This is a genomic window from Amorphus sp. MBR-141 (assembly GCF_053628695.1).
The window spans coordinates 1-24,344 of record NZ_JBRJGW010000010.1; the positions used below are offsets into that span (position 1 = coordinate 1).

At 63.9% G+C, this 24,344-nt stretch carries 32 protein-coding genes and 1 tRNA gene; 14 read left to right on the forward strand and 19 right to left on the reverse strand.

Annotation, left to right across the window (positions count from 1 at the left end; all coding sequences use genetic code 11):
• Window positions 1–59: 59 nt before the first annotated feature.
• Window positions 60–1,649 (reverse strand): GGDEF domain-containing protein, encoded by a 1,590-nt coding sequence (locus ACSSVZ_RS14360; RefSeq protein ID WP_453971078.1) that lies wholly within the window; start codon window positions 1,647–1,649, stop codon window positions 60–62.
• Window positions 1,650–2,224: 575 nt separating this feature from the next.
• On the opposite strand from ACSSVZ_RS14360, the gene ACSSVZ_RS14365 reads away from it, so the two are divergent.
• On the forward strand, window positions 2,225–2,539 hold the full coding sequence (locus ACSSVZ_RS14365; RefSeq protein ID WP_453971080.1) for a hypothetical protein: 315 nt from the start codon (window positions 2,225–2,227) through the stop codon (window positions 2,537–2,539).
• On the opposite strand, the gene ACSSVZ_RS14370 is transcribed toward ACSSVZ_RS14365, so the two are convergent.
• The 14 genes from ACSSVZ_RS14370 to ACSSVZ_RS14435 all read right to left on the reverse strand — a co-directional run bounded on the left by ACSSVZ_RS14370 (window position 2,536) and on the right by ACSSVZ_RS14435 (window position 10,848).
• Entirely contained in the window at window positions 2,536–4,191 is a 1,656-nt protein-coding gene (locus tag ACSSVZ_RS14370) for a hypothetical protein (RefSeq protein WP_453971081.1), read from the reverse strand. The genes ACSSVZ_RS14365 and ACSSVZ_RS14370 overlap by 4 nt on opposite strands.
• Window positions 4,192–4,444: 253 nt before the next feature.
• Window positions 4,445–4,831, reverse strand: a complete 387-nt coding sequence (locus ACSSVZ_RS14375) for a hypothetical protein (RefSeq protein ID WP_453971083.1) — start codon at window positions 4,829–4,831, stop codon at window positions 4,445–4,447.
• Entirely contained in the window at window positions 4,828–4,971 is a 144-nt protein-coding gene (locus tag ACSSVZ_RS14380; RefSeq protein ID WP_453971085.1) for a hypothetical protein, read from the reverse strand. The genes ACSSVZ_RS14375 and ACSSVZ_RS14380 overlap by 4 nt, the downstream gene beginning before the upstream one ends.
• Before the next feature lie 19 nt (window positions 4,972–4,990).
• The gene (locus tag ACSSVZ_RS14385) at window positions 4,991–5,440 is read right to left on the reverse strand and encodes a hypothetical protein (protein WP_453971087.1); all 450 of its coding nucleotides are present in this window, start codon (window positions 5,438–5,440) and stop codon (window positions 4,991–4,993) included.
• Window positions 5,437–5,685 carry a hypothetical protein gene (locus tag ACSSVZ_RS14390; RefSeq protein WP_453971088.1) on the reverse strand — a complete coding sequence of 83 codons (249 nt, stop codon included), beginning with the start codon at window positions 5,683–5,685 and terminating at the stop codon, window positions 5,437–5,439. Before ACSSVZ_RS14390 ends, ACSSVZ_RS14385 begins: the two co-directional genes overlap by 4 nt.
• 4 nt (window positions 5,686–5,689) lie before the next feature.
• Window positions 5,690–6,403 carry an NlpC/P60 family protein gene (locus tag ACSSVZ_RS14395; protein WP_453971090.1) on the reverse strand — a complete coding sequence of 238 codons (714 nt, stop codon included), beginning with the start codon at window positions 6,401–6,403 and terminating at the stop codon, window positions 5,690–5,692.
• 68 nt (window positions 6,404–6,471) lie between these two features.
• Entirely contained in the window at window positions 6,472–7,527 is a 1,056-nt protein-coding gene (locus ACSSVZ_RS14400; RefSeq protein ID WP_453971092.1) for a phage late control D family protein, read from the reverse strand.
• Complete coding sequence (locus tag ACSSVZ_RS14405) at window positions 7,524–7,730, reverse strand: tail protein X (protein WP_453971094.1); 207 nt, start codon at window positions 7,728–7,730, stop codon at window positions 7,524–7,526. Before ACSSVZ_RS14405 ends, ACSSVZ_RS14400 begins: the two co-directional genes overlap by 4 nt.
• Entirely contained in the window at window positions 7,730–8,098 is a 369-nt protein-coding gene (locus ACSSVZ_RS14410; protein WP_453971096.1) for a phage tail protein, read from the reverse strand. The genes ACSSVZ_RS14405 and ACSSVZ_RS14410 overlap by 1 nt, the downstream gene beginning before the upstream one ends.
• 17 nt (window positions 8,099–8,115) lie before the next feature.
• Window positions 8,116–9,057, reverse strand: a complete 942-nt coding sequence (locus ACSSVZ_RS14415) for a hypothetical protein (RefSeq protein ID WP_453971097.1) — start codon at window positions 9,055–9,057, stop codon at window positions 8,116–8,118.
• Entirely contained in the window at window positions 8,996–9,424 is a 429-nt protein-coding gene (locus tag ACSSVZ_RS14420; protein ID WP_453971098.1) for a phage terminase large subunit family protein, read from the reverse strand. Before ACSSVZ_RS14420 ends, ACSSVZ_RS14415 begins: the two co-directional genes overlap by 62 nt.
• An 84-nt stretch (window positions 9,425–9,508) precedes the next feature.
• Window positions 9,509–10,057: a terminase small subunit gene (locus ACSSVZ_RS14425; protein ID WP_453971099.1), complete on the reverse strand. Its 549-nt coding sequence runs from the start codon at window positions 10,055–10,057 to the stop codon at window positions 9,509–9,511.
• A 3-nt stretch (window positions 10,058–10,060) separates the two neighbouring features.
• Window positions 10,061–10,264: a hypothetical protein gene (locus ACSSVZ_RS14430; protein ID WP_453971101.1), complete on the reverse strand. Its 204-nt coding sequence runs from the start codon at window positions 10,262–10,264 to the stop codon at window positions 10,061–10,063.
• A complete protein-coding gene (locus tag ACSSVZ_RS14435) occupies window positions 10,261–10,848 on the reverse strand; it encodes a deoxynucleotide monophosphate kinase (protein ID WP_453971103.1) in 588 nt (195 codons plus the stop codon). The genes ACSSVZ_RS14430 and ACSSVZ_RS14435 overlap by 4 nt, the downstream gene beginning before the upstream one ends.
• Window positions 10,849–11,994: 1,146 nt before the next feature.
• Between ACSSVZ_RS14435 and ACSSVZ_RS14440 the strand changes: the two genes are divergently transcribed.
• From ACSSVZ_RS14440 to ACSSVZ_RS14460, 5 genes are all read left to right on the forward strand, one after another.
• Window positions 11,995–12,795, forward strand: coding sequence for a hypothetical protein (locus ACSSVZ_RS14440; RefSeq protein ID WP_453971105.1), 801 nt, complete (start codon window positions 11,995–11,997; stop codon window positions 12,793–12,795).
• Between the two features lie 14 nt (window positions 12,796–12,809).
• Window positions 12,810–13,079 carry a hypothetical protein gene (locus ACSSVZ_RS14445; protein ID WP_453971107.1) on the forward strand — a complete coding sequence of 90 codons (270 nt, stop codon included), beginning with the start codon at window positions 12,810–12,812 and terminating at the stop codon, window positions 13,077–13,079.
• A 9-nt stretch (window positions 13,080–13,088) separates the two neighbouring features.
• Window positions 13,089–13,337: a hypothetical protein gene (locus ACSSVZ_RS14450; protein WP_453971109.1), complete on the forward strand. Its 249-nt coding sequence runs from the start codon at window positions 13,089–13,091 to the stop codon at window positions 13,335–13,337.
• A 206-nt stretch (window positions 13,338–13,543) separates the two neighbouring features.
• Window positions 13,544–14,998 (forward strand): hypothetical protein, encoded by a 1,455-nt coding sequence (locus ACSSVZ_RS14455; protein WP_453971110.1) that lies wholly within the window; start codon window positions 13,544–13,546, stop codon window positions 14,996–14,998.
• A gap of 97 nt (window positions 14,999–15,095) precedes the next feature.
• Window positions 15,096–15,734, forward strand: a complete 639-nt coding sequence (locus tag ACSSVZ_RS14460) for a hypothetical protein (RefSeq protein WP_453971112.1) — start codon at window positions 15,096–15,098, stop codon at window positions 15,732–15,734.
• A gap of 1,211 nt (window positions 15,735–16,945) precedes the next feature.
• On the opposite strand, the gene ACSSVZ_RS14465 is transcribed toward ACSSVZ_RS14460, so the two are convergent.
• Together ACSSVZ_RS14465 and ACSSVZ_RS14470 are read right to left on the reverse strand one after the other, a co-directional pair.
• Entirely contained in the window at window positions 16,946–17,557 is a 612-nt protein-coding gene (locus ACSSVZ_RS14465) for a hypothetical protein (protein WP_453971114.1), read from the reverse strand.
• Window positions 17,558–17,570: 13 nt separating this feature from the next.
• Window positions 17,571–17,945, reverse strand: a complete 375-nt coding sequence (locus ACSSVZ_RS14470) for a hypothetical protein (protein ID WP_453971116.1) — start codon at window positions 17,943–17,945, stop codon at window positions 17,571–17,573.
• 887 nt (window positions 17,946–18,832) lie between these two features.
• On the opposite strand from ACSSVZ_RS14470, the gene ACSSVZ_RS14475 reads away from it, so the two are divergent.
• The gene (locus tag ACSSVZ_RS14475) at window positions 18,833–20,101 is read left to right on the forward strand and encodes a reverse transcriptase domain-containing protein (protein WP_453971117.1); all 1,269 of its coding nucleotides are present in this window, start codon (window positions 18,833–18,835) and stop codon (window positions 20,099–20,101) included.
• A 206-nt stretch (window positions 20,102–20,307) separates the two neighbouring features.
• Here the strand turns inward: ACSSVZ_RS14475 and ACSSVZ_RS14480 are convergent, their stop codons facing one another.
• Together ACSSVZ_RS14480 and ACSSVZ_RS14485 are read right to left on the reverse strand one after the other, a co-directional pair.
• The gene (locus tag ACSSVZ_RS14480) at window positions 20,308–20,559 is read right to left on the reverse strand and encodes an ATPase (protein WP_453971119.1); all 252 of its coding nucleotides are present in this window, start codon (window positions 20,557–20,559) and stop codon (window positions 20,308–20,310) included.
• Between the two features lie 4 nt (window positions 20,560–20,563).
• Entirely contained in the window at window positions 20,564–21,316 is a 753-nt protein-coding gene (locus ACSSVZ_RS14485) for a hypothetical protein (protein ID WP_453971121.1), read from the reverse strand.
• 425 nt (window positions 21,317–21,741) lie between these two features.
• Here ACSSVZ_RS14485 and ACSSVZ_RS14490 point away from each other — a divergent pair, with 425 nt between their 5' ends.
• The 7 genes from ACSSVZ_RS14490 (at window position 21,742) to ACSSVZ_RS14520 (ending at window position 24,329) form a co-directional block, all read left to right on the forward strand.
• Window positions 21,742–22,389, forward strand: coding sequence for a hypothetical protein (locus ACSSVZ_RS14490; RefSeq protein WP_453971123.1), 648 nt, complete (start codon window positions 21,742–21,744; stop codon window positions 22,387–22,389).
• Between the two features lie 11 nt (window positions 22,390–22,400).
• A complete protein-coding gene (locus ACSSVZ_RS14495) occupies window positions 22,401–22,706 on the forward strand; it encodes a hypothetical protein (RefSeq protein ID WP_453971125.1) in 306 nt (101 codons plus the stop codon).
• A gap of 98 nt (window positions 22,707–22,804) precedes the next feature.
• On the forward strand, window positions 22,805–23,146 hold the full coding sequence (locus ACSSVZ_RS14500) for a hypothetical protein (protein WP_453971127.1): 342 nt from the start codon (window positions 22,805–22,807) through the stop codon (window positions 23,144–23,146).
• On the forward strand, window positions 23,143–23,604 hold the full coding sequence (locus ACSSVZ_RS14505; RefSeq protein WP_453971129.1) for a hypothetical protein: 462 nt from the start codon (window positions 23,143–23,145) through the stop codon (window positions 23,602–23,604). Before ACSSVZ_RS14500 ends, ACSSVZ_RS14505 begins: the two co-directional genes overlap by 4 nt.
• Window positions 23,585–23,860 carry a hypothetical protein gene (locus ACSSVZ_RS14510; protein WP_453971131.1) on the forward strand — a complete coding sequence of 92 codons (276 nt, stop codon included), beginning with the start codon at window positions 23,585–23,587 and terminating at the stop codon, window positions 23,858–23,860. The genes ACSSVZ_RS14505 and ACSSVZ_RS14510 overlap by 20 nt, the downstream gene beginning before the upstream one ends.
• Window positions 23,853–24,227, forward strand: coding sequence for a beta-sandwich lipoprotein (locus ACSSVZ_RS14515; protein ID WP_453971133.1), 375 nt, complete (start codon window positions 23,853–23,855; stop codon window positions 24,225–24,227). The genes ACSSVZ_RS14510 and ACSSVZ_RS14515 overlap by 8 nt, the downstream gene beginning before the upstream one ends.
• A 25-nt stretch (window positions 24,228–24,252) precedes the next feature.
• Window positions 24,253–24,329 (forward strand) — tRNA-Pro (locus ACSSVZ_RS14520).
• Window positions 24,330–24,344 lie beyond the last annotated feature (15 nt).

Below are 24,344 nucleotides of genomic sequence, written 5' to 3' on the forward strand. Positions count from 1 at the left end.
TTCAGGGGAATAGCGCTTCTTCGGCATTCTCAGCTCCAATGTTGGAGCCGAAATCTAACTCACAACAGTGGCCACTTGCCGGGGAGCAGGCCACTGGCGGCGATGCGGCGGAGGATCGCAGCGGCCGGCTCCGGGCCTGCGGAGTCGGGAAACATGATGACGAACTCGTCGCCGCCGATGCGCGCCGAGAGCGGTGCGCCGGTGCCGGGCTCGCCGGCGCGAAACCGGCCGACGACATCGTAGCTGCGCACGTTGGCATCGATGACGTCCGCGATGTCGACAAGCGCCTGGTCGCCGATGGCGTGGCCGAGCTCGTCGTTGATGGCCTTGAACCCGTCGACGTCCAGAAATGCGATCGTGACCTGCCGATCCTTGCGCTGGGCCAGGTCGATCTCCTGCGCCAGCCGCTCTTCAAGAGCGCGGCGGTTTGCCAGGCCGGTCAGGGAATCCTCGGCGGCGAGCCGCTCTAGCGTACGGCGGTAGTTGCGGCTTTCGGCGATGGCGACCGCGCCGGCGGCTGAACCGGCGAGGCACAGCGCGATGATGACGGCGATGTAGATGTGCGAGGCGCCCGTCGGCTCGTCGATTTCCTCTTCGAGGCTCGCGGCAGGCACGAACGTTCCCACATACCAGATCTGGCCGCCCTCGGAGGCAGGGGGCGCCGCGGGTGATGGGCGAAGACTCTCGATGCCGGATGCCGGGGCGGTCACGTTCTGCACCGGATCGATGACGCGGTAGGTGAACAGGCCCTCGGGGGTCTGTACCTGTCCAGAATTCGCGGTTCTTGCTGCCGCCCAGGTAGCCGGATAGCGGCTCTCCATGCGGTTGTCCTTGCCGTCGGGGAACATGAAGCCCCACGTCCGAAGCGGGTCAGCGGAAACGAGCCAGTATCCGTCTGCATTGAGAAGAACGGGCTCGCCGGTCGACAGGTTGGCGGCCTCCTCGACTGACGAGAGCATCGGGGCGGCATGATAGTTCAAGACGATGGACCCCGCCGAGGTGTTGGTTGACGTGCGGGCGGGCGTGGCAAAATGGATCGTCGGTCGATGGGGAGCGGCGATGACCCCGTCGTTGGCGGACAGGCCGAGGGGAGAGACGTAGATCTCGCCGTAATCCAGCTGTTGCGCACCGCCGACATAGGGCTGGCTGGACTGGTCCTGAAGCAATGCCTGGTCGACGACGGTTGGTGATCCGTCGTTGTGGCTGATCCGCACGGCCTCGCGGCCGGACGTTCCGATGATGCGGATCTCATCGTAGGTGTCCCTTGTCCGCAGAAAATTCATGGATCGCCCGGCGATGTCGGCAGCGGCAAGGGGGGCGTCGCCGTTGCGGGATTCCAGCGCCAGTTCATACTCATCGCGAAGAAAGAGGGCGTCCGCGCGAATGAGCGCGAGATGGTCGCGAACCTCGTTGAGCTGGGCGACGACGATTCCCTGCTCGCCGGCCTTCAGCTCGGACAGGCGGAGCGATCGTTCCCGGTCGTGAACCAGCATGATCCCTGCGCCGAGGACGAGCAGCGAGCCGGCGAGCAAGGCCGTGAACCAGACAAGGGCCGATTTGCGGAACACCGCATCGGACCGAAGGCGGCTGAGAACACCGCCTGCGGCGCGGGCCCGCACATCCTGAAAATGGCTGGGTGACGGACTCATTCAGCTGGCCAATCCACAAACCGACGCCTCGATGCGGTCAGATCTCGTGCACAATCGCACGCCCACGTCGTGGCTGCGATATCCGAACCTTGAAAGAGCCGAAATCGCCGCTGCCCCGATCTGTCGCCTATCTGGAGGCGATATGGATCAGCTGACTTGTCCAGAGCTTGCGGCACCCGAAGAATATCGGGGCGAACGCGCGCACCGCGAAGCCGGGTGCCCACCAACGGAAGCTGTTGAAAGGAGGGAGCTGACAGGTGACGACCGAAACGCACGGGCACGCCTCGATCGCCGTTGAGGCGAGAGGCGTGCCGGTGCGGTGGGACTTTTTGACGGAGGAAACCCCCATCGATCCAATGACCAGAGAACATGCACGAATGCACCTCTAAGCCATTGATTTCCCGGAATTTGGTGGGCGCACACGGACTCGAACCGTGGACCCGCTGATTAAGAGTCAGATGTCCAATCGTTAATCGCCAATGGGTTAGCAACAAAATGCTGACATTCTGGCGCTAGTTGGATCAGGCACTTACATTCGGATTGCAAAACGTCGAGATCCATTCCGGGAGGGTCAAATGCTCCGCGCCGCCATCATCGCAGCCTCAGCCTTCGTAGCCATGCCGGCGGCGGCCGTAGACCCCGTGGTCCAATTCTCTGAGCCGACCGTTGGTTGTCGCGACATCTCGACCCTCTATGACAGCATCCGCGACATCGCGGCCCAGGGCGACGCCTTTCAGGCCGAGGGGTGTCAGGGGATCACTCGAGCGGGTCGCTACGTCATTGAGATGGCGACGGCCGACAAGGTCGCGGTGTGCGTCAGGGCGCTCAACAAGGACGGCGACTGCGTCTGGGCGCGCCGGCAGCTCGTGCGCGACTGGGCGGGCCTCTAAGCCCGCCACTTCCCGTTCTGGAGCGTGACCAGGGTGCGCTTGCCGTCTGGATACTGGACGATGTGCGCGACGGCCCAGCCGGAAGGCCCCTTATTGTAGCCGTGCTGGAGCTCCATCGAGCCGGCGACGTAGACGCCGTCGAGGATCTCGGGGGAGTGCTTGTCGGCGATCGACATCTTCGCGCCGAGCCGGGCGAAGCCGGTCACCGTACCCTTCGCGCCGTTGGCGCCGCGGAACCCGTGGTGTCCGCACTCGACGCCGTCGACCGTGAAGCTCTGGCCGTCGTGGATCCAGCGGACATGGGCAACCTTCCGGCCGCGCGCTTCGCGAATGGCGTGCTCGAGGAGACTGAAAGTCGGCGGGGAGGCGAAGGTATCCAGAGCGGCGGCCACGCGCTCACGGAACTCGAGATAGGCCTTCTCGAGCACAAGCCCCGCCTTGATGTTGCGCCCGTCCATCCGGTAGCGCCCCTCGCGGACGTACCGCTCCAGGCCGAGGTCGTGGTTGGATTCGACAACGTGCTGGCGCGTGAACGGGCGCTGAGTGTCGACGAGGAAGTCGGCCGCCTGCCCGATCTCGTCCAGGACGCTGTCGCGGCCGCGGATCGCCTGCTCGTATGAGTGGGCGTTGTCGTTGGCGTGGTGGTGGCTGCGCGTCTCGTTGTCGAAGAGGTCGTGCGCGAAGGTGTCCTCGGGGTTCAGGTCGTCGAGCATGTTGCCGCCGGCGACGGTCGCGCCGGTGCGGAGGTCCAGCCCGAAGGTGGCGAGCGCGTTGGCTGGGCCGAGCTTGGCACGGTGGATATCCGCGAAGACGATCGACCGGACCCGGTGCCCAGTCGTGACCTGTCCGTCGGAAACGTGCCGGTCGAGGTCGTAGAACGATCCGTCGGATCCGGCGGTGATCTGCCGGCAGAAGACGTCGCCATCCTCATCGAACTCGACGAGCGTGGCACCGATCACGTGGTGGAAGATCGACGCGACGCCGGCCTTGCGCGCGATCACCTTCGGGTGGGTGCAGGCGCCGGTCGTCATGACCTGGTGCGGCTGGATCCGCGGGTTGGTGGAGGGCACGCTCTTGAGCTGCCGCTTGGCATGCGGGAACACCGCCCACTTGCCGCGGCTGTACGTCAGGAGGTTGGAAATCGGGTTCGCCGCCGTCGGCAGCGTGTTCATCTCGCCGCAGAACACGAACCGATCGCCGATGGCCATCTGACCGAAGCAGAGATGTCCGCCGAGCAGCTCATCATAGGAGCGCGAGGTCGGGTTGTTCTCGCTCCACCACTGCGTCTCGTAGGTCCACGGCCCGACCACAATCTGGGCACCGAGGTGGTCGGCGAACGCCTGGAGGTTGCGCCAGAACGGCTCATGCACCGGCGTGTCGTTCTGCGCGCCGGTGAAGAGGAACTTGCGGCTGCGGGAGTCCTTGACCGGCGCCACGCGCAGGGTGTCGGTGACCCAGGTCCGGGGAGTGCTCTCGCAGGTGACGTAGCCACCGGCATCCCGGCTGTAGCGACGGGTGAGGTGGGACTCCACCCGGATCGCTTCCGGATTGACCAAGGGGAAGCGGGAGCCGGTCACAAGCCGGGTGATGTCGGTGGAGAGCGCCACGGCCCGGGCGTGGGCGTGCTCAGCCGGCGTGGGCTTCTCGACCATCACCTCGTCCCCCGCGGCGGTCGACAGTGACCAATCCGGCTGAAACGACTCACGGCCGGCGGCGGCCTCACGCTCTTCGATCTTCGCCCAAGACGTAAGGGTGTTCGGGGACTCCTGGAGGACACGCGCCGCCTCGCGAACCGCTGAGCCGCGGCCGCCGCGCTGGCCCAAGGGGGCGAAGCCGGCACGCAAAGCCTCGTTCACGGCCGCCTGACGGCGGGCGCGGTTGTCATTGCTCACCATGGATCGTCCCCTAGCTACTGACGCGCTTGAGCTTCTGGCGCACCTCGACCTCTTGCCGGTCGAGGGTCTTCAAGGTGTCCTGGATCTCGCCGAGACGAAGAAGCAGGACGGCCTTCGCGGAGTCGTCGATGAGGTCGAGGCTCCGCCGGATCGTGGTCTCCTCGTTCCTCAGGAAGTTGCGCTGCGCGACGATGTCGCGAAGCTGGCCCTCGAGGACCGTCTGCCTCAGGTCGAAGAGCGATGTGGAGATGGCGCCGATGCTGTGATCGACGTACTCGACCGTCGCCGGTAGCGGGAGGCCGATGGCGACGTAGCTGGCGCCGATGACGCCGACGTAGCCGATCGCCTTCACGACGCCGCCGATCACGGTCAATGCGCTGTCGAGAGAGAGGCTCACTTCAGCTTCCGATAGTAGCCGATGACGTTATTCGCCTCGTCCATCCAGCGGCCGACTGCCACATTTGCGGCGACTAGCTCACGAGCCTCCTCCGGGGTGACGCAGGCCATCGTGCGGTTCTCGCAGGCGCGCCAGGTCACGTTGGGGAGCTCGACCGGGTCAGGGAGCGGAGGGTGAATCACCGAGAGCCCGGCCGTCGGAGTCGGGACCGCGGGAGGAGCGCTCAAGCATCCGGTTAACGCCGTCGTACAGGCGATTGAGATCAAAAAAGAAAGCGTCCGGGTCATTGGAGGCCTCGAGCGAGTTGATTTCGGACGTCACGGCCTTCCACCGTGCGCGAACGGCCTTGTTCTCCGCCTCGAGCTCCTCGAGGCGCTTGACGTTGGCCGCGTGCTGCTCGCGGAGTAGGGCAACCGTCCCCTCCGCGGCCTTGAGCGAGATCTCGGCCGAGTAGAGCTTGGCCTGGGACTCAGCGAGCTCGGTCTTCAGCCCTTCGACGAACCGGTATCCGGCGAACACCGACCCACCGACGAGGGTCAGAACCAGCGCCACGCCGATCCACTTCCACGGGATGGCCTTCTTGGCGAACCAGGCGAGAACAGCGGTCACAGTCCGGCGGCCCGCTTGCGCTTGTCCACGTCGTCCCAGACTGCGCCGAAGACGTAGGATCCGAGGGTTGCGAAGATGCCGCCGATTAGGGCGACGAGCGCCTGCTGATGCAGGGCGCTGTCTGGGTCGCCGAAGACGACCAGGTATTCGACGTTGGCTGCCATCCAGATCATGACGAGCGCCATCCACCGACGTCGCTTGGGCCAGTTGTCGAGGTAGAGGCCGCTCCGGATATCGTTATCCACTGTGCTAAGCCTCGTTGTGCGAAATGACGGCGCCCGTGCTGTCCACGAGCGGGAGAGGAAGGAGCGGCTTGCCGTAGGTCGATGGGGCGCGCGCCTCGAGCAGGCGGCCTTCGTCCAGCCAGGCGTCGCAGACCTTGTTGCTCTGGTTGCCGCCGCGGACTCGGAAGCGGCGCAGGTCGCGGTCGTACCCGATGAGGAACCCGACATGCCCGTCGGTCGACTTGGTGCGGTGCGTGCGCCAGAACACCCCGACCGTGGCGTACAGGGGCCGGGACGCCACGCCGAACTCGGTCCAGTTTCGAGCGAGGTACGGATTCAGGCCCACGCGACCGAGCAGCGGCTCGGAGGGGAGGGCGAGGCGGACGGCGGTCTCAACCGCGTCGCCGCACCAGGGGCTCTTGGATGGATCGCCCAAGGTCCGCCCATCGGACTTCAGCCATCGCATGAGGGCAAGGCGGTCCCGCACCTCATGGTAGTTCAGGTACTTCGTGATCTCGTTAAGCCATGGCTCGTCTCCGACCGAGGAAAGCTGACCTTCCGTGAAGAGCAGGCCCAAGGTGATCGGTCCGATGTACGGGCGGGCACGCAGACCGCGGTCGCGCTTGAACGCCACGATCGCTGCCTCGGTGTCCGGGCCGATCACGCCATCGACTCCCCAGCGGCCGATGTCGTATCCGAAATCGACGAGGCGCTGCTGGATCTGTCGGTTGGTGAACATGGATGCTCCTTGATGTGCATCCATTCTCGTCGTCGACGACTGTGGGGACGGGGCCGTTCCGGTGGCCTTTACTCGTCCGACACGCTCTCGAGACTGATCGACTGCTTGAAGCCGCCGGCGTCGAGGGTGCGCGACACGCTCTTGATGACGTGCAGGCCGTCAATATCGGGATCGAAGGCGACGAGATCGGCCCGCGCGCCGGCGAAGTAGGTCACCTCGCCGAGCATGCTAATGGTCGTCAGAATCTTGCCGCGCTGGAGGGCCGAGAGCTGGCCGGTGGCTGCCTGGCGGGCCTCCTCCTCGGTCTTGTAGACCTTACGGTCACGATAGACCGTGTCACCGCTGCCGACCTTCACCCACTCTCGCTCGCCGGTCTCGACGTTCTGGAACGATGCTGTCGCCCCGCCATAGTTCCCGCGCTCCGAGCCGGTCGAACGCCAGTCGGTCTGCCCTGTCTCAGTGATGGTGAAGACCGGCACATCGCCTCCGCCCGGCAGGCTGGGCGAGATCTCGTTGAGGATCAGGGTGTCATTGGCGACCTTGAAGTTGGCGCCGATCCTCTTCGCGAGGCGCGAGAGGAAGCTGATGTCGCTCTCACTGCTCTGGTCGATGTGACCGATCCGGATCGATGCGATGCTCGGGTGGACCTTCGCGTCGAGGCCGCGCCGGCCTGCGATCTTGCCGACGATGTCTCCCACGGTCATCTCGTGATAGGACGTCGACCGTGGCTCCTTCGCGCCGCTGGTTGGATCCACGGCGTGCGCCGAGACCTCCATGAGCTTCGGGCGGCCGCTCTTCGTCCACTGGCCCGTATAGTAGGCGCCCATGTAGGCGAGGCCGCCGGCACCGCCATCAGACCCGGCGTAACCGAGCCAGACCTGCATCCGGGTGCCTTCCTGCGGTGCCCCGTAACCGGACCGGTTGTCGACCGACAGGCTCGCACTGTCCTGCTTCAGGCCCTCGTTGTCTTCTGTCCGGATCGAGAGCAGAGGGCAGTCCCGACTCCCGAGTGCGCCGGCAGTGATCGCGACCCCTCCGCCGAGAAGCGGAATGCCGAACGGCTTGGGGAGGAGGTTGGCGGTGATGTCGATTCCGCCGAGCACGATGCGAGCCGCCGGTGTCACGACCAGAGCCTCCGGACGTCGAGCGGGGTCTCGGGCGGGTTATCCGGGATGTTGATCTCGAGCCCCTCGGGGAGGATAGGCCCCATGTCGGCCAGGCCCGGGTTGGCATCGAGGATCGCCTCGGTGAGGTCCCGCGTGCGCTTTCGCAGCGTCCAGGCGATCAGGTCGACGGTGTCGCCCTGCTGTGTGCGGTAGGTCTGCATTAGGCGTACCGGGCGAGATCGAGGTCGAACTCAATCTTCCTGGGCGCGCCATTGCCGAAGAAGACGCCACGCTCCTCTCCGACGCGCTCGATGACATACCGCCCCCAGAAGACACCGGTGCCGTCCACGAGGATCATGGGGACGCCAAGCCCGGCCTGGGCTCGCATCTGGGCCACCTGTCCGACGCCGCCGCGGTACTGGGGAAAGATCGTGACGTCGATGGAGATCTCCTCCTCTCCCGGCCCGACGAACTGGCGCGCAGGCGCCATGCCGATCCGATCCTGCGACGGCCAGCGCCACCGGGTGCGGCGCCTGATCTTCTGGAGGCCGCCGGCCTCGACAGAGAACCGGTAGTCGCCGAGGGCCATTAGGGTGTGTCCGATCATCAGTCGCTCAGGAGGTTTCGCTGGTCGGACTCAAGCCGGCCGAGGATGCTGTAGATCGTGCGCTCGACCTCCGCGGCCGTCGCCTTCGGATCCTGCGACCCATCAATGCTGAGGTGGAACTCGTTGTGGTCGCCGCCGCGTGCCGCACGCGCCTCGCTCGCGACCCCAGCCTGTGTGAAGCGCCGATAGAGCGCGTTGGTCTCGATGTTGCCACTCTCCGACGGGACGAAAATTTCCGGGCCACGCTCGCCAACGAGGTAGGGAAGTCCCATTCGGACCGGGCCGCCCGAGGCGCGCTTGCCGGCGAGCCCGATGGCGCCGCCCACGGCTGCGCCCGCCTTCGCGGCGCCGTCAGGGTTCGAGATCGATAGAGCGCCACCAGTCCCGCCGGTCAGCGCATCCCCGATCGCTCGACCCATCGAGAGAATGCCGTCCACAATGCCGCGAACCACGCTTCTTCCGAGCTCAGCCCAGTTGATGTTCTTGAACGCGTCCCATCCACGCTGCGCAAGCGCGGCCATTTCGGTGGCAAACTCAGTTGCAGCCGAGGCCACGTTGCCCGGGATTTCGAGGATGTAGCTGATCAGCCTTCCGACTGCTTCGATCGCGTCGGCGATTGCGTTGCCAATCGCGACGCCCCAGCCGCGCCATTCCTCCTCGGTGGCGTCGATCGGGCCGACAAGGTCAGTGACCCAGTCCCACACGTCCTGGAGGGCGTCTGTCACACCGCTGACAGCCTCCGCCGCCATCGGGAACCGTTCCGCGAGCGTGTCGGCGATCCCACCGAACATCTCGAGGATTCCCTCCCAGTTGTTGTAGATCCAGGCGCCGGCCGCGATGAGGAGGCCGGCAACAACCAGGATGCCGGTGGCTACGGCGCTACCGGCGATGAAGCCGAATGCGGCCACCACCAGCCGAAGTGGGCTCAGGACGAAGCGCATCGCCCATCTGCAACGTGGGTTGCAGGATTAGCATCGGGCCGGGGTCCAGGTGGACGTGGTAGCCCGTGACGTTGTTGATGACCTCGGTCTTCACCGTCTGGGCGGCCACCATGCAGGTGACGATCTCGATGCCCGGCTCGCTGAAGGCGTCCATGATGCCGCGGGACGGCTCGACGCGCGCGGTGGACCATTTGCCCGGTTCGGATGAGGCCTCTGCCGATAGGACGCGGTAGTCGTCCGCCCAAGCGGAGACGGTCAGCTTCGGCGGTGGCCGGAAGCTCTGGGCGACTAGCTCTGCGAGCTCACTCCGGAGGGCCTCGACATGGAGCTCGTCGAAATCGTCGAGGATCTTGACGTGGCTGCTCACGCGATGAGCAGGGCCAGGAGCAGCATCCAGCCCCATCCGGGGCTATCGGTCAGCGCCAGAAGGAAGGCGAACAGGAGGCACAGCTCAACCATCGGGGGCCTCTTCTTCTCCCGCGACGCCGGTCGGCATGGCTTCATGCGACCGGATCTCGAGCATCGCCTCGCGCACCAGCTCCTCGGTCTTGGCGACAAGGTGCGAGACCTGCACGGAGTCGCTGATCGCCATCTGGAAGTGGGGCCGTAGGCGGTTCGGGATCGAGAGGAGGCGCTGACGCGCGTTGGCGATCTCGTCGGAGATGACCTTCGCGATCATCGCGACCGGCTTAACCAGGTCCATGTCCTTGGCTAGGTTGAGCTCGGCCTGTCGCGCCTGCGCAAGCTCCTTCCGGAGCTTGGCGCGATCGATGTTGATGGGCTCGCCGTCTTCGCCGTTGGCGGCCGCCGCATCGCGCTTGCGAAGGTTGCGCTCGCGCTCGAGCAGCCAGGCGACAACCTCCTCGGTGTTGAACTCGTAGGCCTTGCCGCGCCCGCCGTGCGTGACGACGGGGACGCCGGCCTCGATCCAAGCCGAGATGGTGGGGAGCGAGTACCCCAGGATGTCGGCAAGCTCCTGCCGATTGACGACGCGGCCCATCGATCACCGGCGCTTCCAGGCGTCCCGAACCGCGGGCGCGACCTCTTGGTAGAAGTCGGCCATCTCGGCGCCGGTTTCGCCGAACCCGCCGGCGATCCGGATAGCCAGATCGGCGAGCGTGCACAGCACCAGCGCGACCAACACTAGCGGGAGTGCGAGAATGATGAGCAGCCGTCGAGCCAGGAGGTTGTCGACCTGCTTGATCATCGGTTGCGCCCCCGGAGCCGACTGACGAGGTCATCGACAGCCAGGAACAGCGAGCGCTTGTCGGCTTCATTCTGGATCACGACATCGGCGCTCACCTCGAGGCGCTCAGACTCGTGCCCGGCCTCGATGGCGTCGGCGGCGGCTCGTGCGATGCGGACCAGGATGCCGTCGCTGGATGCCCGGATCGCTTCCACCTCGTTTGCGAAACGGACATCGTCAAAGACGAACATGGGGGGAGACAAGGTTAGTCGGGCGCTGCTGAACTGGCGCTCGAGCGCACCCATCTCGCTGTCCACCCAGAAATCCTTGTCGATGCGGTCGCGGCCCCACTCGGTGCCGAGGGTCTGCATCGCATAGCGGGGCGTCTTTCCGGCCAGGTAGGGGGAGGGGATCTCTTTGAGATCGCCTTCGATCATCCGCTCGATGGTGTGCGGATCTGCGCCGCGGTATGCGAGCAGCGCCCGCATCATGCCCTTCAGCGCCGTCGCGAACTTAGCGCGCTGGAAGTGGAGCCGCTCCACGAGGTAGTCGGCCACCGTGGTCTTGCCGGAACCTGCTCGCCCAACCAGCCCAATGACGATCATCAAATCCCGCTCCCATGCTCTGATGGGAGAGACGATGCTGCGACCGAGCCGGATCCGCGGGGTCGGTCCGATGCCCCCGTCGCTTGGATGGGCGCGGCCGCTCAGACATTGATCACTTTGTCAATCAGCGAAGCGATTATCCCCAATGGTGGGGAATACCGGGAATACTCCGGAGCAAAAGCCCCTTTACGCCCCGAAATGTTTGCCAAATCCGAAGCGGCGGGCAATCCTCTGCTTGCACTCGCGATGGAGGGGTGTGCAGGCGACCTGGCCGGGTGCTGCACACCCCGTCTTACAGACCCGAGGGCTGGCTCCCTGAGAGAGGGCCTGGAGCGTCCATCGGCTCCAGGTACCTTGGCCTGCGGAAGCGAGTTTGGCTTCGGCGCAGCGTGCGCGCAAGTGGAAATTCCGGCTCACAGGGCGCTAGATTCGCCGCGCAGCGCGCAATTCTGGGCGCGCGTTCTCAGACAAAGACCCTCTCGGAGGCTGGCTTGAGAAACAAAAACCTAACTTTTGAAGCCTGCGTCTAGAAAACCTCGGCGCTCGCGCGTTACCCGCAGCCGGTGCCGCCCTGGAAGGACCCATTGAATTTGTAATACGATATTACGGTCATATTGACCGATCGTATGCGCGTATTACGCCAAATGCGCACACAATTCGCTTTTGCGCATGCGTTGCCCATGCTCGGCACTGCCGACCGCGCATTGCATCATTGCATCGCTAGTCTTTGGGGATTGGTCGCCTTGCGCTGTCGCGTTGTCTCGCGCTGTCGCGTTGTCTCGCACTTTTGCAGCGCGCTTAGAGCAATCGAGCACATCGCCAGCGATCAAAGGCGCATCGCTATAGATCGCCGCGCATAGGCGCGCAGCGGCGCTTTCGCAGACTGCAGTCTGTCTGTCTATGCCGTGGCGAGGCGCCGACCCGGTCGCATGGGATTCGGCGCGAGCCGGCAAGGCGCCGAGCCTGTTTGCTCGATAAGGGCCGACTCTGTTTGCTCAAAATTTCCTAGCGGCGCCGCGCCATTTTTCAGGGCGCCGACGGACGGACGCGGTAAATCCGCGATTCATCCGTTGACGTTTCCGCAAGCTTTCCGTATCTATCCGTCAGACGGCACGGAAATATCCGGCCGGTCAATGGGGATAGATCATGAAAACGATTGAGGAAATTTATCGGGCGCCTTCCTACGCTGGCGGCAATCCAACGGAGCGCGAGCGTTTCGTTTGGAGCTATCGCAGCCTTCGGAAGCCGCACTATCGCGGCCACGCGCGCGCGCCGAACCAATTCAGCGCCACGGAAGCCGCCGCGCTCGCGCTGGATTGGGCGGCAAGCGGACGCATCCGCTATGCCGACTCGGCCGGCGGCTGGAATCTACCTTTCAAAGCATACGGGAGCGATGCAATGCGTTGGATTGAGGCGCCGGCCGGTTGCGGCTTGCGGTTCGTTGGTGCCGCCCATGATGTGGCGCGCATCGAGCACACGGGATGGTTTCTCGATGATACCCAGGGCGAAACCGTCGCGGGCGCGGTCTATCAGATGCCGGCACGCAATGGCGTGCCAATCTTTGTGGCCGGCTATCTCGACCCTTGGAACGATGGCCCCGCGTGCCTTGATTTCGGCGGCACGTTTGACGATGAAAAAGAGGCCGCCCATGCGGCGGACGGCATCGCCGAGCGCATGGCCGAAGAGTCGCGCGAGTATGCGGCGGCAAGCCGTGGGCGTCTCGAACATGACGAATTGGCGGACGAAATCGCCACGAGTCGCACTGAAGCGCTCGCGCTGATTCGTGAGATCAAAGCCACGCGGCAGGCAATTTGCGGCTCGCCTTCCATCATTGCCGCCTTGCGGAGACGGCTGGAGTCCTTCCTTTTCGAAATCCGGGAAGCGCGCGAGCGGCGCGCGACCCTCGCCCATGATTTCGACCATTGCGCCGGCTGGCGCGACGCATAGGGGAGGGCGAGCGCATGAAAAAGGCATTTGTTACCGCTCTAGCGCTCGCGCTCGCGAGCGTGCCAGCGTTGCCGCAATCGGAGACGATCGCGGACCGACTGACGGCGCTTTATGCCGTCGGATGCGTGACGGACGGGGAATGCGTCGCCTCAACGGTGCGGCTTGGCCTAGTGGTGGATCTTGTCGAGGCGCCAACGCATGTATTGCGCGATTGGTGCCTAGATGAGGGCGACCGGCTCGCATGCGAGTATGTGGCCGCTAGGTTTGAGCTCGGCAGGGAATAGGGGAGTCCAATGGCGCTCACGTTTGACTCGCTATCCTATGCGCGGCGCCTTGAAGGTGCCGGCATTTCCCGCGACCATGCCGAAGCACACGCCGAAGCGGCGCGGGATTTCATCATGGCTGAACTTGTCACAAGGCAGGATTTGCGCGACGCGCTCGACCGTCAGTCATTGCTTTTGACGGTGCGGCTAGGCGCAATCATGGTGACGGGAATCGGTGCGCTGGCCGCGCTTGTGGCGCTCATGACGCTAGGCGCCTAGCGCCGCGCCGACGGATTGGGCGCGATTACCGCGCGCCCAAAAATACAATAATCCCCATGACTTAGCGGCTGCATTCGTGCGGCCGCTCTTTTTTTGTCCAATCCATCCGTTGAATCCGTTGACTCCATCCGTTTAGAAATCTAAATAGAAACCAACGGACGGCAACGGAAATGCCGCCGGATCACGCAAGGCAATGGGGATTGCTGATGTACGGATACGGCCACCATACGGCTCACTATCAGAACGAAGCGCACAACGCGGACGGCGGGCGCGTTCGCTCGACGTTTGAAAACGCCATGGTTGCGCACGTCTGGGCGCAACAGTCGCAAGATTTCGGCAAGTCGGGTAACGGGAACTTTTATTTCCGCGGTCAGACTATCTTTTCATATGGGGAGCATTTCCCAATCGCGAAATTCACTGGCCGCGTTGTCGATGGTCGCGAGGTGGTGCTTTTCACTTGCAACAGCTATTCGCCATCGACTAACCGGCATATTCAACTGACACAAAACGCGCTTCACGGGCTTTCCGGTGTAGTGGTCGCCTATGTTCCGGACCTGTCGCGCTGGCATGACGACGCGCGGACTCATGCGTCCGTTATCGAGGCCTTTGCGCGCCGGATCGGCGAGGGGCGCGGAAACATCGCAAGCGCTGAAGTCTATCGGCGCGCCTTCAAGGTTCGAAAGCGGCTCCCGGCCGATTGCGCCGCGTTCGTCGCGGACGAAAAGGCAAAGGCAAAGCGCGAGCGCGAGTCGGAAGCTCTTGCCGACGCGCGGCGGTTCGCCAAGCGGATCAACGCGCGGCGTCCGCTGGAATCGCTCGGCATCATGCCGGTGCCGACGCGGGACGCTGGCGACAATCCGGTGGAGCGGCGAGTCGAGACAAACGAACAAATCGCGCGGATCGCGGGCGCGCAATCGTGCGCCGGGAAGGCGCGTCATTGGTTCGGCCGGCTAGGCGGCTCCAAACGCGACAGGGCGGCAGTTTCAGCGGCTTTGAAGGCACTCAAGCCCGCGAAAGAGTCGTGGCTGGAGTATGGGCGCAAGGTTCGGGCATTCGAGCACCGCGCCGATATCGCGCGCCGCGTCGATGCGCTCGCGTGTCGGATCGCAGCCGGTTCCGAAGATACTCGGAATCACTGGAATCCGGAAATTCTGATTTCCGAAATGCAGGCACTCGGCATCATCAACGCGCCGGTTATGGCGTTCCTTTGTCGCGCCGCGTCGATCAATCACGCGCTTTCGGAAATCCCGGCAAACTGTGGCCGTCCGTCGTGGTGGTATGATCGACTGTCTCAACGCTCGCGCATCACGGCGGATGAATGGCTAGCCGGTAAGCCGGGCGCCTTCTATCAGGACGCGCCGACTCTTGTACGCCGCAAGGGCGACAGGCTGGAAACGTCACGCGGCGCGGATGCGCCATTTGAGCAAGCGGCCGCAATCTACCTGAAAGCCACCGCGTGCCGCGCGTCCGGCCGAACGTGGCGCCGCAACGGGGAGCGGATGCGCGCCGGCGCTTTCGAACTCGACTCCATCGATGCCAGCGGCGGAATCCGGATCGGATGCCACCGGATCGGGTTCGAAGAAATGGAACGGCTCGCGGTGGCCGAAATCCCGGAACGCGTCAAGGCGCGGTTCCCGGTCCCGGCTGTCGTCGCGAGCTAGTCGCCAGTGCGCCGCTTAGCGCACGGGATGGAGTCAATCCGTCCCGTGCGCCTTGCCGTGCGCTGGCGATGGTGCCGCGCCGACGCTGGAGTCGACGATGGAAAACCAATACATGCGGCGAAACCGCTGGAATGAATCGGAACTAGACGTTTCCGCGTTCGTCCGCGATTTGGCGGGGGCTATGGGCGGTAGCGTCGAGCCGGACAAATCGGACATTCCGGACGATATGCGGCACTCGGCAGCGTTCACGCTCGACGGCAACAGTCTGTCATTCTCGCGCGTCTACAATAAGCCGGACCGAGTCGAGATCCATATTTCCGCGGACGATGTGCAGGCACGCGACCGCGACCACTACACCAAAGCGCACAAGGCGGCATCCGCGACCCTGTCGACGTCGCGGCCGCTCGACAAGATCGCCGCTGATGTGTGGCGCCGCGTTATCGAGCCATCACAGGACGCGCTTGCCGGTCAACGCGAGCGGCGCGACGTGCTGGCGACAAGGCGCGCTGAAATCGTCGAGACCGTCGAGCGGTTGCGCGCCGCATTGCCGGAGTCACATGTCGACATTGAGTCGGATGGATTGTCCGCCTCTTTCCGCGCCGGTGGTCATTGCGGCTATCTCTATGCGCGAGTCGATCGCGATTGCGTCACGATCGACCGCATGCAATCGGTCCCGGTTTCCACGTTCTTGGAAATCGTCGCCTTGCTCGAGCGCGACAAGGCGCGGGGCAAATGACGGCACGCGCGAGCGGTCCACCCTGTTTCATCCCACCAATTCCAAAAGGCGACAGGCCCGACGCGCGCGAGCGCGGCGGGCCTTGGCATATTGGGCTTATGGTGACGCAAAGGCGCGCCGCGCACGTCGCCGCGATCCTCTTTCCGGACGATATGGCGGACGGCACGGATTGCCGCGCCGAAACCGGGCGCGAGGGCGAGCCGTGCCGCCATTGCCAGCAACGAAACGCCACATGGTCGGAGCGTGTCCGCGAGACACGCGCGGCCATGATCGCCGCGTTTGACAGGGGAGGCTAGGCCATGATGCCGTCATTACTGGACGCGATGCGGAACGCGCGCGGTCCGCCTTTCCCGCGCTTGGACGCCAAACCGCCATAGAGCCGCGCCAGGAGGCGCGAGCGCTCGCATGCGGCAAATCCATCGCCGGACCGCTCCGACGCGCGCCCATGGGCTTCCCTGTCGCTCGATTCGGCGATTATGGCGCCAACGCATGGCGATTGCGTCCGAGCGCGCCCATACTGGCGACGGTCGCGCTCGGTTGCATTCGTGGGCGCGCCGCAACCCATCGGCGGTATTACGATATTACCGTAATGCGGTGATACGGGATGATGCAGATTGTCCGACGATATTATCGTGCGGTGCTAGGCGGACTCGAGCCATCGCGCCGGTCTACGAATCGCAAAATCGACACACGACTCCGGGGCGCGCGCGTACATACGTGCAGGATCGGCACGAAGATGTCGATCAACCGGTCTACGAATCGCCGATCCTTGCCGTGACTCCGGGGCGCGCGCGGACGCGTAAATGCTCCTCCTCGCGGTTGATCGTGCGAGCGAGGTCGAGCATGGCCAGAGCGGCCCGAGCCGCGTACCGCTCGTTGACCTCGCACGCTATGGTCAAGCCAGGTCTGAGGAGGGGCTGACCCACCGCTATATGGATCGCCGCGCGGCCCACGGTCGGATGCTCGTCAATGCGGTCTCTCCTGCGTCTTTCGGGGTGGGCGGCTGGCCATGAGGCACCGGCGGCCGTGGCAACCAGCTCCGGGCCTTCGATGATCAGGAATGTGCGGATCACGGAAGGGGACCGACCCTCTCGGCCGACCCTCCCGGCCGACTTTCCCGGCTCAAAATTTCCGGTGAAACCGTTCGGGCACCAGCCGCCGACGAAAGGGGCCGACCCTCCTGGCCGACCTCTTCGGCTCAAAATTCCCGGTCAAGAGGTCCGGCTTGCGCGCTCCAGGGCGCGTCGGAGATGGCCGGGGAAGCGGCTGCGGACGACGCGGCGCACGGTGCCGACGAAATTCCAGATCCGGTCCATGTTCGCATGGCGGATCAGCATGGCGTGGATCTTCAACGGATAGCGCTTCTTGCCTACCCTCGAGACGATCAGCACCTTGCCACCGTCCACGATGTGGAACGGCTTTCGCTTGTTCGACTCCAGCCGGCGGATCTGACGGCGCACCACGGTGTGCTTCGGAACCGAGCCGATCGATCCGTAGCCCTTCAGGAGTAGCCCTCCGGATGCTTGGCGGCCGCGGCTGTCTCGGCTGCCGCGGACGGAGAGAGGCGAGTCGGGAGACTTGTCCTGTCCCTTGACGTGGCGCGCCATGTACTTGTCGATCGTACCGACCTGGGCTTCGAGCGTGGCGGCCTTGGCCGGCCGGATGCGGATGCCCTTCTGGATCCACGAGTTGCGCAGAACAAAGATCTGGCCCGCCTGCGCGACGAGGGCCGCCTGCGCGTCCTGCGCTGTGAAGGTTAGGGCCTTCGCGGCCTCGGTCCGTGAGCGCCCGGCGAACTTGCCCAGGCGATGGATGCCGACCATGTCGACGCGGAGTTTAAGCTCCACTGGGAAGCCTTTCGCGAACCGCGGCCTCGATGGCGTCGGCTATCGCCGAAGGGGTGGGGGCGGCAATCGTTACGACCTCGAAGCCGAGGGAGGTGAGAAGCTCATGCCTCGCCTTCTGGTTCTTCGATCGCCGCCCGTCGGGTGTCTTCAGCTCGAACGAGAGGAGCAGGCCGCCGATGATGTAGACCCGGATGTCCGGCTCCCCAGCCGTGAGGCCGGTCACCTTCGCCTGTCCTCGCTCGCTCCTGCTGCGCCTGCCGGCATTCATGTCCCCGGCGCATGTGAATGGGAGCCCGCTGGCTTCCAACTTGTGGAGCCTGGCGATGGCCTCTGCCTGATACCGCCACTCCGGGACCCGGTTCACGACGCGCGTCTTCATGCCCGGAGAGTAGAAGCGGAGTGCAGACCTAGACGGTCTGGTTGAATCCTCCTGCCGTGCGCCATCATACCGAGGGTCATTGGCGGCTTCTCGAAGCGGTCGTACCTTGGGCTCCGAACTATCCGCGTGGTAGAGACCTTCAGCGTTTTTGCCCAACATTGGTACAGACGGCGGCGGCCCCCTGCGGTCAAACGCTAGGTAGCGTTTCCGAGCTGAATTAGCTTCTCTGCGGATTAAGATCCATGTTTCGAAAAGAACACTTGGCGAACATCTGCAGCTTGTGAGATAATTTACGCCTGAGCATTCGCCTTCATGTCGGCGGCTGGATTATCCAGGGCGTTCGAGGTGGAGTGCGGCGGCGAGGCGGTGGCGAAGGTCACGGTCTCATCCGCGCAGAATGGGCGGCAACGTACCTCTGCAGTGGTCAGGCCCGACCGTTCCGATGAGATGAAGCTAGCCGTAACCCTCTCTGTTTCAGGTTCCTGTTTGGCGGCTGGACCCATTTATTTCACGGGCCGGGCGGTCCCGCCGCGCGAGCGAGCGGCGCCCTTGCCTCGAGGCCCAAAAAGGCTAAGGTCAGGTAGGAGGTGCAACTTATGCGCGCTGCAAGCAAAAACGTGCCAAGTCAGCACGGGCCGGGAGCCGTCCGCGTCGTGTGACGCGCTGGTTCATCGGGTTGGCATTCGCCTTCATGTCGGCGGCTGGATTATCCAGGGCGTTCGAGGTGGAGTGCGGCGGCGAGGCGGTGGCGAAGGTCACGGTCTCATCCGCGCAGAATGGGCGGCAACGTACCTCTGCAGTGGTCAGCGCCAGTCGGACGGGTGGGCTCACAAACAGGACCCTAAGGACTTTTGAAATCGCCATCACGCCTCATGAAATTCGTGCAAAGCAAGGCGACGCTGCACAAAGCATGGCGCGTTATTCAAGAGAATGCCCAGATGTCCACGTCGCTCGACGTGCGTGCTGAGGTTGATGAGTTCGCGGCCGACCCGCAGAAGAACATTAACGTACTGAGCGGTCAGTTGTCTGCCGGCAGCTTCCGATTTCCGGAAGCCAAGGGCATTCCGGTAGCCAAGAAGAACGCGGACGGGAGTAAAAGCGCCAAAATCCGCCCGCTCGTACTGGCCCCGCTACGTTCGCGTATCGTCCAGCGCGCGGTACTTGAGGCGCTGGGAACGGTTCCCGGACTCAAGCCGTACTTTCACAATCCCAACAGCTTCGGCGGCATCAAGAAGCAGACGAATGGGCTTGCAGCGGTCCCCGCCGCGGTTCAGGCTGTGCTCACAGCGATCGGCAATGGTGCCACCCACGTGGCATTTGCCGACATACGCGCCTTCTTCACCAAAATACCCAAACCCCACGTGACAAACATCATTGCGAAAGTCGCGGAAGATCCAACGTTCGTGGCGCTTTTTGAGGATGCCATTAGGCTCGAGTTATCGAATATGGCCGAGTTGAAGGAGAAGGCGCAGGCCTTTCCAATCGAGGCTATCGGGGTCGCTCAGGGCAATTCCTTGTCACCTCTGCTGGGCAACATTCTGCTTCACGACTTTGATCGTCGCATGAACGAAGGCGACTGCGTGTGCGTCCGGTATATCGACGACTTTATCATTCTCGCGCCTTCAGCAGCGGCCGCCAAAGCCCGCATGCGGCTGGCCATCAACATCCTCGCCGAATTCGGGATGACCCTGTCCGAGGAAAAGTCTTCGACGGCGCCCCTGAGAGTTTCCGACAAGTTCGACTGGCTTGGGATCGAATTCAACAACGGATTCATCCGCCCATCATCGAAGGCGATCTCGAAGCTGGAGTTGAACGTACAGAAGCGCTTCAACGAAAGCGCTAAGGGTATGCGGGAGACAAAGATAGGTGGGACCATTCCGCGGAAACATTCCCTCGTAGCAACCCTAAATCGGGCCGACAGCATTATTCGCGGGTGGGGTAAGCATTACCGTTTCTGCAACGATGATGCACTGTTTGGCCGAATCGATGCGAAAATGGCTGACTTGGTGGGGGCCTTCCTTGGCGAGTACCGGGACATCAAGAGGCGACGCGACCCTAAGGATGCGGCGTCCCTACTGGGGATCGAGGAACTTGCCCGACAAGAGCGCAAGCCGCTGGTCTGGCGATCCAAGAATGGATAGTCCGAGATCTCCATATGAGCGTGCTTGGGGGATAGTGTTCGCGCGAATGAACGAGATGAAGGCGCGCACTGCGGTCGAACTGCAGCGGCTACCTGAACGGCTGCTTCCCTAACCGCGTGGCTCAGAAGCAGTCAGTCCATTCCCCACTCCAATGCCGCCGTTCGGGATGCGGTCTCACGCGGGTATAAAGCGTGTGATTTTGGACCCTAGGGAGTCCTTGCCCTCCGTTTCAGGTGCCCTTCGTAGGCTTCCTCGACGGCGCGTTTCGCATCCTCTTTCGTTTCAGCAAAGCCGCTGGCGATCTGAAGGGTCCCGGCGACCGTCCAATACCATGCAAGCTGGTTATGCGCGTACCGCTGCTTGTAGACGCGGCCGAAAGCGTAGGGGTGATCCGGATCCTTAGCTAAGCCGTCGTTAGGCTCATCCGGCCAGGTTTGGCGCCAGCGCAATCGTCCCATCAGATCACCTCGCGATCATCCCATCGGTAGACACGAACGGCACGACAACGTCGGCCGACCAGTATCGGTCGCCCTGCCGTGCGCGCCTGGATACTCGGCACCGGCGATGCTGGATCCGGCCCATCGAGACCAGCGCGTCTAGCGTAGCGCGAACATCGGCGCTGGGCGACTTGGGCGTGGCGCGCGACAGCTCGCTGGCTGTCATTCCGACGTCGCCGGCGCGCTCGAGAAGACCGGCCAGGCGGTCCGATAGAGGCAGGCCGTTGGGGAGGCGAGGCCGCCGGGCCTGTGCGGGCAAGTCGGCCGCCTCCGACTCGATCGAGAGCACGGGCTCGACATCTGCCAGCCTCGGCATCGCGGAGGGGAAGGCGAGCCAGAGTGCGCGGCGCAGATTTGGGAGCGTCGTCCCCGCCGACCGGCGTCGACAGGCGTCTACCACCTCGGCCGCGACGATCCGTCGTTCGTCGGCGCGAGCAACGCGGGAAATGGACCTGTCCGTCTCCGCGACCTGAAGCCGCACCATCTCCTCGACCACATCCCGGAGGAGAGCCAGGCAGGCCTTGTCGACCGGGCTCCCCAGGCCGGTGGATCCCACGTTGGGGCGGCCTCTTCTGGGGGACCGATCGGGCGCAAACACGCGGGATCGACGGCCGCGGCGCCTCACCGAGATCGCACACTCATCGACAAGCCGGTCGATGATGGCGCCGAAGGTCCAGATGTCGAAATCCCAAAGGACCGACTCGCGAAACTCCACCAAAGGGATGCCATCCAAATTGGATGCTAATTCCAGTTGCTCAACCCTATCGCGAATGATAGCCCACCGATCGTCCGGAATCGCCGTCCCATAGTTCCGCTTTGTCCGCATAATTTCCATCCTATGGAATTAGGTTTTGTGGGTTTTTATCCATCGTTTATAGAACGGACACTATAAGTCATTTATTTTCGGATTAATAGAGATATATATGCTGTGAAGCTACACACACAGCTAAACCCTAAAAACCCCCTTCGAGGGGTGGAGGTTTTCGAGGTTTTATGGGGTTTTCTGGGGTTTCTGGGTTTCGTTTTTCTGGCCTGAGAAACCCCTCAAAACCTCCCAAATCTCCGTCGGATTTCCGACCCCTGCCTGGGATCTCTCAGGAGAATTTTAGTCGGTATCCGTAAATATCCGTTGCAATATCCATAATGATCCGCTACGAATCATCCCCGACAGCAAGGGCCGCCACCGGCCGGCGTTCACGAAGGGGAGAAGTCATGACCGCCCTGAAACTGAACAAGGATCGTCGCAAGATCCTTCGGGATTTCGCGGACAAGAGCGTGACCTACCCCGAGCAGGAATCCGTTATCGAGGGCACCTATCGGAGGGCGCTCGGCCTGGTTCGCTCGGAGATGGCCAAGCGTTATCCCGAGGCGGATATGGAGGTGCTGCGCCACTACAAATGCGCCGAGCACGTTCAGGCCGTCTTCATCGCCGACGTGGGGCGCGATCGCCACGTCACCTTCACGCTTCGCCAGGCTGACCGGCAGTCCATCACCAGGCCGCGGGTCAATTACGGGGCCGCCGAGGTGATGAGCGCCGAGACATACGAGGCGGTGGTCACTCACAACGCCGCCATCGGCGCACACCGGCGGGCTCTCGACGAGAAGCTGACGAACTACCGCCGGCTGATCCACGGCGCCCGCACGCTCGAGGAGGTCCTCGACGTCTGGCCGGCCGCGGCTGCGGTGGCGGACGAGGTCCGCGCCGCCAGTGGCGCGCTCATGCCTCTGTCGCAGGACGTCCGCGACTTCATCGCATCCGACAACGCCGGCGCACCGGTGCAGGCGGCCTAGGGGAGGGGACCTTGGAACAGGTTGACGGATACCTCTTCAGCAACGCGCTTCAGACCGAGCGCCGGGCCGGCACCTTCACCCCCAACGCCTCCCCCATCACGCTGGGGTGGGTCAATGTCGAGCTGCGACCCGGGTCGTGGCCGAAGACCTCGGGCTTGATCTGGCCGGATGCACGACAGGCTGAGCGCCGGGCGACGCCGGAGAGCAAGACGCTCCGCGTGGTCTACGACCCGATGCGCGACGCGGTCACCGCCCATCCCGATCGGCCCTCGCTCCGCCGCCTGATCGGGCGTCTCCGCCGGTGGTGGTCGTTGTGAGGCCGATCCTCCTCGATGCCCTGACCCACTTCCCGGCGTTCGTCGTGGTCGTCCTGCTGGCCGCCAGTGCTGCCGTCATTCTCCCGTGAGGTGCTGAGATGTTCTACTTTCGACGGCCCACGCCGCAGAGCGTGAAGGATGGACGCGCAGAGCTCGCGCGCTGGAGCCGATTCAAGCTCGCGCAGGATCCCCGTGCGATCCACGATTTCATCCAGGAGCCCACGCCGGCGCAGATGGATATCTGCATCGATGCGGCGAAGCGAGCTCTCGGTTTCCTGCGCCTCTCGAACGAGACGCGGATGCGGATCCTCGAGCTCTACCGCTCGGCACTCTGGGAGTACCTCGACGGCGGCCCGGTCCCGCCGCGGCTCAACGAGATCGTCGAGCGCGACAGCGAAACCTCGCAGATCGCTCAGTCCGCGATGGCGCTCGCATGGTGAACAGAGAAACCGAACGGCTTGCGAGCCTGGGCCGCCTGACGCAGTGCGCGCCCGGGCCGAGCGTCAACATCTCGATGGGCGAGTTCAAGTTTCTGCTCTCGCTCGCTGAGCGTCGGGCGATCCCGGAGGTGACCCAGGCGGCGATCGAGGCATCGGCCAGGTTCTTCCGGGAGGCAATGCCGAAGATGAATGTCGGCGCCAGCGCGCTCGACGCGAACGCAATCGACGCCTGGAACAAGGCCGAATGTGCGATCGGTCGTGCGGTCGAGGTCCGCGACGCCCCTCCAGAAGGGGACGGTCGCCCGTTCTCCGCTGACGAGGCGATCGTGAAGGCGCTCGAGATCGACGACCACTTCGGCCGGCTCGCCTTCCTTACCGCGTGGCGCGAAGGGGCCTGGCGCGAATGCCTTGAGATGGTCGAGGAGGGGGGTGACCGACATGACCGTGAAGCTCACTGATCGCGACCGCGAGGTCCTCGACGATCTCGCCCACGCTTGCCGGACTCATGAAGAAGTCAGCGGATCACCCTGGGTGAAGCCCATGGATTGCGGCGGGCACAACGGGAGCGACCATTCCTACCGCCTGTCAAAGCTTGTTCGGGCAGGGCTCGCAGAGCGAAGGCCGGGCGGCGGATACAGCAAGACCGCCTGGAAGTACCGCATCACAGACGCAGGGCTCGACGAGCTCAAGAACGGAGACGACACCAATGCGTAAGTTCCTGCTGCCTCTGGCGCTTCTCCCGCTCATCGCCGCCTGCAATGACGCGGATGTCGCTTCGCGCAATATTTCCAAGGCTGCGGATCAGTTCGAAGTCAATCGTCGGATCGTCTTCTACAACGGCATCACCGGCGAATACATGCTGACCATCGAAGGCCTCTGCTCTCTCGGCAACAATGACGGGCCGGTGAAGCTGACCGTGACGTGCAAGACGGGTGAGCGGGAGTTCAAGAAGCACTTCCTGGGCCTCTCCGACAACGTCACCTACTTCGCTGAGCAGATCGGCAGCGTCGGCGCGAGCGTCAGCCACTACCGGGTCGTGTTCAAGCCGTCGGTGATCGTCCCCGACGTCGAGCTGCGCTGAACTGAGCTCACATTCCTGAATCCCCCTGGGCGTAGCGCAGCCTGGTAGCGCGCCGGACTCGGACTCCGGAGGTCGCAGGTTCGAACCCTGCCGCCCAGACCATTTACGCGCTGGAGA